This window comes from Labilibaculum sp. (assembly GCF_963664555.1).
Classification (GTDB): domain Bacteria; phylum Bacteroidota; class Bacteroidia; order Bacteroidales; family Marinifilaceae; genus Labilibaculum.
This window is the reverse complement of record NZ_OY761461.1, coordinates 3,154,661-3,169,274: the sequence shown is the minus strand read 5'-3', so window position 1 is coordinate 3,169,274 and position 14,614 is coordinate 3,154,661. Positions and strand designations below refer to the sequence as shown.

Below are 14,614 nucleotides of genomic sequence, written 5' to 3'. Positions count from 1 at the left end.
GAACACTTCATTTAAACTTTGTTATATGAAAACAATAAAATTTAACATAAAAATGTTGTCTTATCTGGCTGCTATTTTGATGGTTTTCACCTTCGCAGCATGTGATGATGACAATAAAAGTGCAGGGAATTTTGAGACGGGCTCTCTTGATGCTTTGATTACTGAAGCAGAAGGCTTAATTGCAACCAGTGTTGAAGGAATTAATGCCGGCGATTTTAAACCAGGGGCAAAAAAAGAACTTCAGGAAGTGGTTGATTGGGCTTATTGGCGTATCGAAAATTCTGATAAACAGGAAGATATTGCTGATGCTGTGGTGAAATTGCAACGTTACATTGATATTTTTAAGGCAAATACAGTTGCAATAGCAATGCCTTGGATTCAGCAGGAAGAAGGAACAGGGATTCAAATTTCAGATAATATCAAACCTGTTTTTACCAAAAGTTTTACGATTGAGACTCAGATTTATGTTGTCAACTTAGCTCAAAAAGGTTATTCAAACAATATTTTTGCAACCGAGCAGGATGGTCCGGATAGTGGTTTCGTAATTCGTTATTTCAGCGATGGTGTTATACATCTTAACGTGGGTACCGCTGAAGGTTGGAAAGATGTCAAAACTGAACCCGGTATTATAAAATCCGGTGAGTGGATGCAAATTGCTTTTGTAAACGAAATTACCAGCCAAAAATTATACGTAAATGGAGTTGAGGTATTATCTCAAACACAAACTTATTTGCCGGGAGCTGATAAAAATTTCATTCTGGGTAATGGACCAACTTGGACAGATCGTATTGTAAATGCTCTATTGAAAGACGTAAGAGTTTGGAAAGGTGCTCGTACAGCTTCTGAAATTGCTGATAACAAAACTGCTGCATTGGATGGAACTGAAGCAAACCTTGAAATGTTATTTCCTTTGAGTGCAAATTTAGGTGATTCATTTAAGGATGTTACAGGAAACTATACTGCAACAATTAAAGGGAAAGTTGAATGGGTGTCTGCACCTCCGGTAATTGTTTTAGATAAAACGAATTTGGAAGCAGCAATTCTTGAAATAACAGAATTTAAAGCAACAATAGTAGAAGGTGATCAAGACGGAGATTATCCTGTTGGAACTATTGCCTATATCGATGCTTTGATTGTAGATGCAAATGATGCATTGATAAATGAAGGACGTCAAGACAAGTTGGATGAAATGGCTAAATCATTAACTGGTAAAATTACCTTGATCAATAAAATGTTAGTTGCTGATACAGATGGTATTTTTATTGATCATGATAATCCTGCTGCTGTAGGTTTAAGAATTACTCCTAACTATACTCCACAAGGGGATTATACTGTAGAGTTTAACGTAAAAGTTAAATCACTATTTGGATATGGTGCCGGAGAGTTTTTTAACAACGGAGAGTATGGTGTTTGGGTATATGGTTATGATGAGTTAACTGAAGAGAATGTTCTTAATTCAGGTGGCCTTTGGAATTTTACTAATGCTGGTGCAGGTTGGCAAGGTCCAAAAACAGAGCCTTTGGTAATGAAGACTGGAGTATGGCAACATGTTGCTCTTGTTCATGACAATACCGCGCGCACAACAAAAATATTTGTTGATGGTGTTGAAGAAGCTTTATTTGAGGATATAGGAGCACCAAACAACTCCGGTTGGGGTGAAATGTGGCTAGGTAATGGCTGGGGCAAGATGGATGGTTACATGAAAGATTTCCGTTTATGGGATGTTGCCCGCGATGTGACTGATCTGGATGCGGCTATCGATGGTACCGAAACTGGTTTGAATGTTTATTTCCCATTGGATAGGGTTAGTGGCGTTAAGTTTGCCGATAAAACAGGAAATTATCAAGGTGACATGAGAGGAATCTCTTGGAATGTAATTGAAGACTAATAGTTTGACTAAATAATTTAGGAGCTGTCGGTTGACAGCTCCTATTTCTAATTTTTACCTTTTTCAAAGGAAAATTATATTTGATTAAAAGGGTTTGCTTCCGCCTTACTATAATGGAAGGAATTTTTTTCAGCCTTTTTGTAAAAAGGTGCATAACACAGATAATTAAATAGCCTAGAGCTACAACATATATCAGCATATTATAAAACTTAAGAACTAGAACCAGATGCTATACCAAAATTCTCTTAAATCACTAATTCTAATGTCTCTGGCAATTACTACTCTATTTTCTTGTAGTAACAGAGACTCCAAAGGTGCCGAAGGTGATTACATTCAATTTGTTGATCCTCTAATTGGATCGGCAGGACACGGGCATGTTTTTGTAGGTGCAAGTGTCCCTTTTGGAGCCATTCAGGCCGGCCCAAGCAACTTCCATAAAGGCTGGGATTGGTGTTCATCGTATCATTATTCAGATAGCATTGTTAAAGGTTTTTCTCATTTGCATTTAAGTGGAACCGGATGTACTGATTTAGGTGAATTTTTATTGATGCCTGCTGTTGGCGATGTAAAAATGAATCCAGGTTCTCAGGAAAATCCGGAAAATGGTTACGCTTCCTATTACAGTCATAAAACAGAGAAGGTAGAACCGGGTTATTACAAAGTGCATTTGGATACTTATAATGTAGATATTGAAATGACGACGAGTGAACGTGTGGCTCTTCATAAAATTACATTTCCGAAATCGGATCAGGCTAAAATAATTCTTGATTTACAGGAAGGAAATGGAGATACCGCTACCGAAACATTTTTTCATCAAGTAAACGATACAATTGTAGCCGGTTATCGTTTTTCAACTGGTTGGGCTGAAGATCAAAGAGAATATTTCGCAATGGTTCTATCAAAGCCAGTTAAAGATATTGCAGTATACAATGGGGACAAATTAGTAGACGGAGATGCGGCGAAAGGAACAGCTGTGAAAGCATGCCTGGGATTTGAAACATCGTCTTCTGAAGAAGTTCAAGTCAAATTTGGAATGTCACCAGTCAGCATGGAAAATGCTTTGGCAAATATTAAGACTGAAATGAAATCATGGGATTTTCAACAAATTCTTGCTGAAAATCAAGCGAAATGGAATAAAGAACTGTCTAAAATTGAGATTAAAACGAAAGATTTAAAAAAGAAGAAAGTATTTTACACAGCAATGTATCACACACTTATCGCTCCTAATTTATTTAATGATGTCAATGGCGATTACCGTGGTGTTGATAAGGAAGTATATAGAAACGCTGGCTTTACAAATTACACTTTATTTTCCTTATGGGATACTTATCGTACAGCTCACCCTTTATATACGTTAACGCAACATGAACGTGTTCCGGATATGATTAATTCAATGCTGACAATTTACAAGCAGCAAGGGAAATTACCGGTTTGGCATTTAAGAGGAAACGAAACCAATACAATGGTTGGCTACAGTGCAGTTCCGGTTGTTGTTGATGCATGTTTGAAAGGATTTGAAGGGATAGACTATGAATTAGCATACGAAGCGGTAAAAGCAACGGCTATGGGCGATTTTGAACCAGGCGTTAAAGAGTTACAGGAATACGGTTTCATTCCGTGTGATATGATGCATGAATCGGTGGCAAGTGCTATGGAATATGCAATTAGTGATTGGGCAATTAGCAAACTGGCTGAAAAATTGGGGAAAACTGATGATGTAAAATATTTTGAGGACAGAGCCAATGCATATACCAAATATTTTGATCCAAAAGATCGGTTTATGAAAGGGAAAATGAAAGATGGTTCCTGGAGAACACCTTTCGATCCTTACTCAGCACAACATCGTGTAAACGATTATTGTGAAGGGAATGCATGGCAGTATTTATGGTTGGTTCCGCAAGATCCGGAAGGATTAATTTCTCTTTTGGGAGGCGAGAAGCCATTTCTGAATAAATTGGATAGTCTTTTCTCAATTTCTTCTGAATTGGAAGAAGGAGCTTCATCAGATATTTCAGGTTTAATTGGCCAATATGCACACGGAAACGAACCAAGTCATCACATCACTTATTTGTATGCTTATGCAGGTGAGCAATTCAAAACGGCCGACAAGGTTCGTTACATTATGAATGAATTGTATACCGATCAAACAGATGGTTTGTGCGGGAACGAAGATTGTGGGCAAATGTCTGCCTGGTATGTAATGTCTTCCATGGGATTCTATCCCGTTAATCCAAGCAATGGTGCTTATGTTTTTGGCAGCCCTTTGTTCGATGAAGCAAGTATTAATCTTCCTGCAAATAAGAAGTTTACCATCAAAGCAAACAACAACAGTGATGATAATATTTACATTCAGTCTGCTACTTTAAACGGATTGGAGTATACAAAATCATTCATTACACACAAAGATATTTTAAACGGTGGAGTGCTGACATTCGAGATGGGAGCTGCACCAAATCCTAATTTTGGAAAATCAATTCAAGATAGACCTAAATCAATTGTTTACTAGTATGATAATGAAGAAAGCAAACGTATTATTATTGTTATTTGTTGCGGTTTTATCTGCATGTGGAGGAAAGAAAGCGACAACTACAGAAAAGACATTGGTTGATTTTGTAAATCCATTAATGGGAACCGATTCTGACTATTCTTTGTCAAATGGGAATACATATCCGGCTGTTGCATTGCCGTGGGGAATGAATTTCTGGACACCACAGACCGGTGAAATGGGAAATGGCTGGTGTTATGCCTATGATGCAAAAAAAATCAGAGGTATAAAACAAACCCATCAACCAAGTCCGTGGATAAACGACTACGCTGCATTTTCATTAATGGCCGTTACCGGTGATTTAAAATTTAAAGAGGACGAAAGAGCATCCTGGTTTTCACATAAAGCTGAAGTGTCGAAACCAAACTACTATAAAGTTTACCTGGCGGATTATGATGTTACCGCCGAAATAACACCTACAGAACGAGCGGCTGTTTTTCGCTTTACGTTTCCGGAAAATGAGTCATCTTATATTTTGTTGGACGCATTTTTTAAAGGATCTGAAGTGACAATTCTTCCGAAAGAAAGAAAAATAATCGGTTACTGCAGAAATAACAGCGGTGGTGTTCCTGATAACTTCCACAACTACTTTGTTGCCGAATTCGATAAAGAATTTGAGGTAACACATACTTGGAATGGAGACAAATTAACTGAAAATTCACTGAAAGCAAGCGGAGAGCATGTTGGTGCTGTTATTGGATTTAAAACTCAAAAAGGAGAGGAAGTTCATGTGAAAGTAGCTTCATCTTTTGTAAGTCCTGAACAGGCACAATTGAATTTGGACCGGGAAATTGGAACTAAAAATTTTAATAAGGTATTAACCGACGCTGAATCGGCATGGGAAAAGGAGCTTTCCCGAATTAAAGTGGAAGGTGGAACCGATGATCAATTAAAGACATTTTATTCCTGCTTGTACAGGGTGCTTTTATTCCCCCGCAAGTTTCATGAAATTAACGATAATAATGAAGTAATTCATTACAGCCCTTACAATGGTAAGGTACTGCCCGGCTATATGTTTACAGATAATGGCTTTTGGGATACATTCCGGGCAGTCTTTCCATTTTTTACATTAATGTATCCTGATATTAACGCTCAGATTATGGAAGGATTAGCCAACACTTACAAAGAGAGTGGTTGGTTGCCCGAGTGGGCGAGTCCTGGTCACAGAGGATGCATGATTGGTTCGAATTCGGCTTCTTTAATAGCAGATTCTTACCTAAAAGGAATTCGCGGATATGATATTGAAACATTGTACGAAGCAATTCTTAAGAATACAAAAGGATACAATGAAGATATTACCTCTGTTGGACGTTATGGAGCAGATTATTACAATGAGTTGGGCTATGTTCCTTATGATGTGAATATCAATGAGAATACTGCCAGAACATTAGAGTACGCTTACGCGGATTTCTGTATTTGGAAATTAGCTCAGGAATTGGGACGTCCGCAGGAAGAAATTGATTTGTTTGCTAAAAGAGCTCAAAACTTTAAGAATGTATTCGATCAGGAATCAGGTTTGATGAGAGGGAAAAATCAAGATGGTACATTTCAGTCTCCATTTAATCCGTTGAAATGGGGCGATGCTTTTACCGAAGGAAACAGTCTGCATTACACTTGGTCAGTATTTCAGGATGTTAATGGCTTAATTGATTTGATGGGGGGAAAGGAAAAGTTCATTTCTACTTTAGATGGCGTTTTTAATATGCCTCCTAAGTTTGATGATTCTTATTATGGTGGTACAATTCACGAGATTCGTGAAATGCAGATTGCAAACATGGGGAATTATGCACATGGTAATCAGCCCATTCAACACATGATCTACTTGTACAATTTTGCTGGACAGCCATGGAAAGCGCAGGCAAGAGTTCGTGAGGTAATGGATAAGCTCTACACTCCGCAGGCCGACGGTTATTGTGGGGATGAGGATAACGGACAAACTTCTGCCTGGTACGTGTTTAGTTCAATGGGCTTTTATCCCGTGTGTCCCGGAACCGATGAGTATGTTTTTGGTGCTCCGCTTTTCGATAAAATTACTTTGAGCCTCGAAAATGGAAAAACGTTTACAATTTCAAGTACTGATAATTCATCAGATCATGTTTTTGTGGATGACATCAAGTTAAACGGAAAGTCTTATGGAGCAAATTTCATTAAACACAATGACATTTTAAACGGGGGAAATCTTGAATTTAATATGTCGGCACAACCAAATAAGGTGAGAGGAACTACTAAAGAAAGTTTTCCATATTCTATGAGTAAATAAGAAAGAATGATATTAGCATATCAAATATAACGGAAGGCTTGCAAACATGAGTTTGTAGGCCTTTGTTGTATGAAACTGATGAATCAATCTAAAAGTAAGTGATATGATACGAGTTAGGGCACAATTGTTACTGTTATCTTTTCTTTTTGGATTTTTTGGAAATTGCTTATTTGCACAGGAGAATCCAGCTTGGATGATTGAAGCAAATGATTATACCAATTATACAGGAATATCAGTTGCAAATGGACGAATAGGAATTCTTCCTTCAGCCGATCCAGGAAAAACCAAATCGATTATTCTGAACAATGTTTACGATAAGGAATCGAAATTTGGTGTTAGTAAAGTGTTGTTGGGAATTAATTTTGCAAATATTGAAATAGTTGTCAATCAAGACACGCTTTCTACTGCAAATTGTTCCAATTGGAAACAAGTGCTGAATATGAAATCTGCTTCGTTCGCAACATCATGTCAGTTTAAAGAATATGCCGAGATATCTTTTACGCTTTATGCATTAAGAGGAATGCCTTATTCCGGATTGGTAGACGTGAAAATAAAATCCCTGCAAAAGGAATTAGAATTTAAGGTGAATGGACAAATTGTTTGTCCAAGTGAATATAAAGATGTGACTTCTGATTTTAGGATTTTACAAGATTTGGATGCACGAATGCCAATATTGCAGACTGTAGCAGAGAGTCCGTTTGGGAAACACGATTTGGCAACCAGTGCAGCATTTATATTTGAAGGCGAAACACCCGATTTAAAGCACAATTTGAAAGATCCTTTTACCAATGAACTGGGCTTTTCTAAATCTTTGAAAAAAGAGGAAGAATATAAATTTGCCTGGTGTGGATCGGTTTGTACATCGCAGAATTTTACAGATCCGAAAAGTGAATCGGAACGAATGGTTATTTTTCAGCTACTGGGAAATAAACAAGCCGTGATTAATCGTCATAAAGAACTTTGGTCTGAATTGTGGAAAGGTGATGTTGAAATTGAAGGAGATCCGGAGTCTCAGCAAGATATCCGTTTGGCATTGTTTCATTTGTATTCTTTTGCCAGAGATGACTCTAATTTGAGCATTGCTCCAATGGGTTTATCATCTCAAGGCTATAACGGACATGTATTCTGGGATACTGAAATATGGATGTTTCCACCTCTTTTGGTTTTCAATCAGAAAATTGCAAAATCTTTACTGAATTACAGATTTGACAGACTGGAAATGGCAAAGAAGAAGGCTCAGAATTATGGCTATACAGGTGCCATGTTTCCATGGGAATCGGATGATACAGGTGAAGAGGCGACGCCAACCTGGGCTTTGACGGGAACCTTCGAGCATCATATTACAGCAGATATTGCTATCGCTTTTTGGAATTATTTCAGAACTACAGGAGATAAGGAGTGGTTGAGAGAGATTGGATTTCCGGTACTGAAAGAAGTTGCTGATTTTTGGGTAAGTCGTTCTGTTCAGAATCATGATGGTAGTTATTCCATTAACAATGTAGTTGGTGCGAATGAATTCTATCATCATGCCAATGATAATGCCTTTACCAATGGATCGGCGAAAACCGCTTTGCAATTTGCTGTTGAGGCGGGAGAAATTCTCAAAAAAGAAGGCAATCCTCGTTGGGCTAATGCAGCCAAAGGATTAAAGTTTCATTATTTTGAGGATGGTGTGACCAAAGAGAATTCGGAATACAATGGGGAGGTTATTAAACAGGCAGATGTTAACTTATTGGCCTATCCTTTTGCAATTGTTACTAAACCCGAAGAAATAAGAAGAGATTTGGAATACTATGAGTCTAAGATTGCTCCGGAAGGTCCGGCAATGTCTTATTCTGTTTTAGGCGTATTGTATGCACGATTGGGTGATCCGGAAAAAGCATTTGAACTTTTCAAGAAAGCTTATGTGCCCAATAAACGACCGCCATTTGGAGCACTTTCCGAATCTGCTTATAGTAATAATCCGTATTTCGCGACAGGAGCTGGCGGTATGCTGCAAACAGTTCTTTTCGGATTTGGAGGATTACATTTTACAGAGAATGGAATAGAACAAGAAAATCCGTGTTTGCCAAAACAATGGAGGAAATTAACCATAAAGGGTGTAGGCCCCGAATTAAAAACTTATGTGATTGAGTAATTATGAATAAAATGACAATTGTAGTATTGCTGTCAGTCTTGCTGTTTTCTGCATGCGAATCGAGTAAAAGCGTTGACTTGTTATCACCCAATGGTGAAATTGCTTTTGACCTGAAAGTGAATGAGAATGGACAGGCGTTTTATAAGCTTCAAACCAATAAAAATCAAATATTCTCTGATTCAAGATTAGGGATGGAATTGCGGGAAGATTCTTTGTTTACCGATGGCTTGCGAATTATTAATGTAGTAAGAAATGAAAAGAATGAGAATTGGAAACCAGTTTGGGGACCAAATGATAGCATACTCGAAAAGTACAATGAGCTAATAGTTTCCTTAAAAAATCATGCAAATAATGATTTGAAGTTATATGTGCGTTTGTTCGATGATGGATTGGGTTTCAGATATGAAATCCCTCAGCAAAATGGCATCGATAGTATTAACATTACTAAGGAATTAACAGAATTCAATTTTGCTAAAAATGGAACAGCATGGTCGATTCCTGCAAATTTTGATTCTTATGAAATGCTTTATAGAACTACCCAATTAAGCGAAGTACCAGATGCGAATACACCAATTACGGTAAAAATGGAATCGGGTTATTACGTGAGTATTCATGAGGCAAACCTGACGAATTATGCAGGAATGACTTTGAAGAATACGGGTAGCACTAATTTTCAAGCGAATTTGGTTCCTTGGCCCGATGGAGTGAAAGTAAAAGCAAAAGGTTCATTACTGTCTCCATGGAGAACAGTAATGCTATGCAAAAATGCGGCAGGCTTAGTTGAATCGAATTTAATTCAGAATTTGAATGAGCCTTGTGCAATTCCAGATACGAAATGGATTCAACCCATGAAATATGTTGGTATTTGGTGGGGAATGCATTTGGGGGTTGAAACCTGGACTCCGGGGCCAATTCATGGAGCGACAACCACAAATATGAAAAAATACATTGATTTTGCTGCAGATAACAATATTCAGGCAGTTTTGGCCGAAGGTTGGAACACAGGCTGGGAAAATTGGGGGAAGCCAAAGGCATTCGATCAGGTAACATCTTATCCCGATTTCGATTTTGATGAAATTGTGAGCTATGCAAAGTCAAAAGGCGTTGAATTAATAGGACATCACGAAACAGGCGGAGATTATATCTTTTATGAAGAAAGTATGGATAAAGCCTTTTCGAAATTGCATGATAATGGCATTAGGGTAGTGAAAACAGGATATGCCGGACCAATTCCTAACGGTCAGTTTCATCACGGACAAAAAATGGTACAACATTATCGAAAAGTAGTGGAAACTGCGGCCAAATATCATTTGATGGTGGATGCACACGAACCAATAAAAGCGACAGGAATCAGCCGTACTTATCCAAACATGATGACACGCGAAGGAGCCCGGGGAATGGAATGGAACGGATGGAGTGAGGGAAATCCGCCGGAGCATCATGTTATTTTGCCATTTACCCGTTGTTTGGGAGGATCAATTGATTACACGCCTGGAACTTTTGATATTTTGTACAAAAACCGAAAGGATTACATTAAATGGAACAGCAACGACAAAGGCAATAGCCGGGTAAATACCACCTTAGCGAAGCAATTGGCTTTGTGGGTTTGTTTGTACAGTCCTTTGCAAATGGCTTCTGATATGATTAGTAATTACGAAGATCAGCCGGCTTTTCAGTTTTTTGTGAATCTGCCGGCAGATTTCGAAGAATCTAAAGTATTGGCAGCAGAAATTGGAGATGTATATGCTGTTGCCCGTCGGAAAGATTCGAATTGGTACATTGGTGCCATTACCGATGAAAATACCAGAGAAATTGATTTGGATTTAGGCTTTTTGGATGCAGAAAAAAAGTACGAAGCAACCATTTATTCTGATACAGATAACACTAGCTTAAGTGACAATCCAACCGAAATAAAAATTTTTAAAATGGACGTAGACTGCAAAACAAAATTGCATGTGAAAATGCAGAATAGTGGAGGACAGGCTATCGAAATTAGAGAAGCTAAAGGATAAATTTTTAAACAGTTTCTAAGTCTTTGGTTATTTTTATAAGGATTAATGAATGTAACGAGTGATTAATCTTAAAATTAATCTGCTTTTAATCCATAAAGCTTTTATTTGACTAATAGATTAGAAATTAGTAACCGTTCGGGGAAGAGCTTGGCTGGCCCAATTCCCGTTCGGTATTATTTTAATTTAGAATTACAACCTAACAAAACTCAACTTGATGAAGCGCTTATCAGGAATTTTGATTCTGTTTTTTCTAAGCATAAATGGTTTTGCTCAATTTGTCGATTACGTAAATCCATTTATTGGAACGACTAATTTTGGTACCACAAATCCGGGAGCAATTGTACCACGGGGAATGGTCTCAGTAAGTCCGTTTAATGTTTCCGGATCCGATTTGAATACCTACGACAAAGATGCCCGATGGTGGTCAACACCATATTCCTGGGATAATTCTTTTCTTACCGGATTTTCACATGTAAACCTAAGTGGTGTTGGTTGTCCCGATTTGGGCGTTATTTTATTGATGCCGACTACCGGTGAAGTCAATGCAGATCATAAAGCATACGGATCTATCATGACAAATCAGGAGGCGACACCAGGTTATTATGCAACCGACTTGGAAAAGTATGGAATTAAAGCAGAGCTGAGTTCTACCAAAAGAACCGGTATCAGTCGCTATACTTTTCCAAAAGGGAAATCGAATGTACTTTTAAATTTAGGTTTGGGTTTAACCAACGAAACGGGTGCAAAGGTTAGGATCGTAAACAATCAGGAAATAGAAGGTTCCCGCATGACAGGAAGTTTTTGTTACAATGATGGTTCGGAACGTCCGGTTTATTTTGTGGCACGCTTCAGTAAAAAAGCGGAAGAATTTGGGGTGTGGAAAAAAATGCCCGAAATGCAAGCCGAATCTGCCTGGAGCGATACCGATGGTCAGTTCAAATATTACAAAAACTACACACAGGAGTTATTTGGTGACGAAATTGGAGCTTATTTTACATTTGATACCAACACGAACGAACAAATAATTGCAGAAGTTGGCGTATCATATGTAAGTATTGCCAATGCAAGAATGAATTTGAATGCTGAATCGAATCAGTTCGATTTTGACAAAACAAGATTGCAGGCTGCACAGGAATGGAATAGTACTTTGAGCAGGGTAAAAGTGGAAGGCGGAACCGAAGACCAAAAAACAATATTTTATACCGCTTTGTATCACACGCAAATTCATCCAAACATCATAAACGATGTAAACGGACAATATCCGGCTATGGAATCTTTCGAAATTCGCGAGACCAAAGATTGCAATCGTTATACCGTATTTTCTTTGTGGGATACTTATCGAAATTTCCACCCATTAATGGCCTTGTTATATCCTCAGGAGCAGCAAGACATGGTTCGATCGATGGTAGACATGTACAAGGAAAGCGGATGGTTACCAAAATGGGAGCTAAACAGCAAAGAAACACACGTTATGGAAGGTGATCCGGCAATTCCGGTTATTGTTGATTCTTACTTGCGTGGATTAACAGATTTTGATGTAGAAGCTGCCTATTCTGCAATGGTGAAATCTGCAACGACTGAAGGGAAAAATAACAAACTGCGGCCAGATATCGATCATTATTTAGCAAAAGGATATGTGCCTTTGGTTGAGGAGTTTGACAACTCGGTTTCTCATGCTTTGGAATATTATATTGCCGATTGGAATTTGGCACAATTCGCCAAGGCTCTTGATAAAAAGGAGGATTACAAGAAATTCCTGAATCAATCTCTTCGTTACAAAGAATATTTCGATCAGAAATTCGGAATGATTCGCCCTCGCTTGGGAAATGGTGATTTCTTAACAAATTTTGATCCAAAACAAGGCGAAAACTTTGAACCAAGCCCAGGCTTTCACGAAGGAACAGCATGGCAATATACCTTTTGTGTTCCGCACGATATAAAAGGCCTGACCCAATTAATGGGCGGAAAGAAGAAGTTTGTAAACAAATTACAGATGGTTTTTGACGAAGGATTGTTCGATATGGCGAATGAACCAGATATTCACTATCCATACTTATTCAACTATACCAAAGGTGAAGAGTGGAGAACGCAAAAAGAAGTTCGCCGATTAATCGATACTTATTACAAAAATGCTCCTGATGGCATACCTGGGAATGACGACTGCGGCACCTTATCTGCATGGGTAATCTACAGCATGATGGGAATATACCCTGTTTGTCCGGGAGATACCGATTATGCTATTACAAGCCCTGTTTTCGATAGAATAACCATACAGCTCGATCCCGAATTTTATTCAGGAAAAACTTTTGAAATCATTATACATCGTAAGAATAAAGGCGATTTGTTTATTGATAAAATGATGATTGATGGAAAGAAACAAAACTCTTATTTCATTACTCACAAAACAATAAGCGAAGGAGGAAAACTGGAATTTTTTCTAAAAAAATAAAATCTAATAACACCTGTTAAATACTAATGTCAAAAACCAATAACAAACCAAAACATCCGGCTACTTGGATTCCCACTGCATATTTTGCGATGGGCTTACCATTTGTCGCTATTGCTCAAGCATCCGTGCTTATGTTTAAGAGTTTCGAAATTTCCGATTCGTTAATTGCATTTTGGACCTCGCTCATCATGTTGCCTTGGACATTAAAACCACTATGGAGTCCAATATTGGAAATGTTTAAAACAAAAAAGCATTTTGTTGTTGCAACGCAACTTGTAACAGGATTTACATTCGCTCTGGTCGCATTGGCCCTGCCATTCGATAGTTTTTTTACCTATTCTATTGCTTTATTAGCTGTTATCGCCGTTAGTGGTGCAACCCACGATATTGCTGCCGATGGAGTTTACCTAAGTGTTTTATCAGGAAAAGAACAAGCAAAATATATTGGATGGCAAGGTGCGTCGTATAACATTGCAAAAATTTTAACTGCTGGTGCTTTTGTTTATTTAGCAGGTATTCTCGAAGAACGTTTTGGTGTATTACATGCTTGGATGGCTGTTATGCTTACCTACTCAATAATAATGATTTCATTGGCTTTGTATCATATTAAAATGTTACCATCAGGAGGAAATGCAAGCAGCGAAGTTGCATCGTTAAATGAGGGATTTAAAACCTTGTGGGATGTTATAAAAACCTTTTTCCAGAAAAAACACATTGGTTGGTTTATTGTTTTTATCATCTTGTACCGATTTACCGAAGGCTTTGCCATTAAAATAGCACCTTTGTTTTTTAAAGCCACAATCGAAGAGGGAGGTTTGGGACTTAGCACTTCGCAAATAGGCATTATTTATGGCGTATTTGGTTCCGGAGCTTTTGTTCTGGGTTCAATTATAGCAGGCTATTATATTTCCGCACGGGGATTAAAAAAATCTTTATTCACTCTTGTTTGTATTTTTAATGTTCAATTCATAATTTACGCTCTATTGGCCGTTTACCGCCCGGAAAGTATATTTCTAATTGGATCTGCAGTTGTGGTTGAATACTTTGTATATGGTTTTGGCTTTGTGGGTTTAATGTTGTTTATGATGCAGCAAGTTGCTCCGGGGAAATATAAAATGGCTCACTATGCATTTGCTACAGGAATCATGAATCTTGGTATTATGCTGCCGGGTATGTTAAGTGGTTTTATGAGCGATTGGTTAGGCTATAAGTTATTTTTTATATGCATACTTGTTGTTGTAATTCCATCTCTGTTAGTCGCAAAATTTGTTCCTTTTGTTCATTCTGAAGAAAGCGAAGCAGATGAAAATAAAATTTAATTTT

General features: G+C 37.9%; 7 protein-coding genes. All 7 read left to right on the top strand.

Annotated features, from left to right (window positions below; genetic code table 11):
* The first annotated feature begins 25 nt into the window (after positions 1 to 25).
* Positions 26 to 1,888: a LamG domain-containing protein gene (locus ACKU4N_RS12530; protein WP_321316698.1), complete on the top strand. Its 1,863-nt coding sequence runs from the start codon at positions 26 to 28 to the stop codon at positions 1,886 to 1,888.
* A 226-nt stretch (positions 1,889 to 2,114) separates the two neighbouring features.
* Positions 2,115 to 4,394: a GH92 family glycosyl hydrolase gene (locus ACKU4N_RS12525; RefSeq protein WP_321316696.1), complete on the top strand. Its 2,280-nt coding sequence runs from the start codon at positions 2,115 to 2,117 to the stop codon at positions 4,392 to 4,394.
* A 7-nt stretch (positions 4,395 to 4,401) separates the two neighbouring features.
* Positions 4,402 to 6,693, top strand: a complete 2,292-nt coding sequence (locus ACKU4N_RS12520; protein ID WP_321316695.1) for a GH92 family glycosyl hydrolase — start codon at positions 4,402 to 4,404, stop codon at positions 6,691 to 6,693.
* Between the two features lie 103 nt (positions 6,694 to 6,796).
* Entirely contained in the window at positions 6,797 to 8,830 is a 2,034-nt protein-coding gene (locus ACKU4N_RS12515) for a kojibiose hydrolase (protein ID WP_321316693.1), read from the top strand.
* 11 nt (positions 8,831 to 8,841) lie between these two features.
* On the top strand, positions 8,842 to 10,842 hold the full coding sequence (locus ACKU4N_RS12510; RefSeq protein ID WP_321316692.1) for a glycoside hydrolase family 97 protein: 2,001 nt from the start codon (positions 8,842 to 8,844) through the stop codon (positions 10,840 to 10,842).
* Positions 10,843 to 11,056: 214 nt separating this feature from the next.
* Positions 11,057 to 13,291 (top strand): GH92 family glycosyl hydrolase, encoded by a 2,235-nt coding sequence (locus ACKU4N_RS12505; protein WP_321316690.1) that lies wholly within the window; start codon positions 11,057 to 11,059, stop codon positions 13,289 to 13,291.
* Between the two features lie 26 nt (positions 13,292 to 13,317).
* Entirely contained in the window at positions 13,318 to 14,610 is a 1,293-nt protein-coding gene (locus ACKU4N_RS12500; protein WP_321316688.1) for an MFS transporter, read from the top strand.
* The last annotated feature ends 4 nt before the right edge of the window (positions 14,611 to 14,614 follow it).

Coding starts and splice junctions, on each gene's coding strand:
- ACKU4N_RS12500 (WP_321316688.1), top strand. CDS start 13,318: ATGTCAAAAACCAATAACAAACCAAAACATCCGGCTACTTGGATTCCC.
- ACKU4N_RS12510 (WP_321316692.1), top strand. CDS start 8,842: ATGACAATTGTAGTATTGCTGTCAGTCTTGCTGTTTTCTGCATGCGAA.
- ACKU4N_RS12515 (WP_321316693.1), top strand. CDS start 6,797: ATGATACGAGTTAGGGCACAATTGTTACTGTTATCTTTTCTTTTTGGA.
- ACKU4N_RS12530 (WP_321316698.1), top strand. CDS start 26: ATGAAAACAATAAAATTTAACATAAAAATGTTGTCTTATCTGGCTGCT.
- ACKU4N_RS12525 (WP_321316696.1), top strand. CDS start 2,115: ATGCTATACCAAAATTCTCTTAAATCACTAATTCTAATGTCTCTGGCA.
- ACKU4N_RS12505 (WP_321316690.1), top strand. CDS start 11,057: ATGAAGCGCTTATCAGGAATTTTGATTCTGTTTTTTCTAAGCATAAAT.
- ACKU4N_RS12520 (WP_321316695.1), top strand. CDS start 4,402: ATGAAGAAAGCAAACGTATTATTATTGTTATTTGTTGCGGTTTTATCT.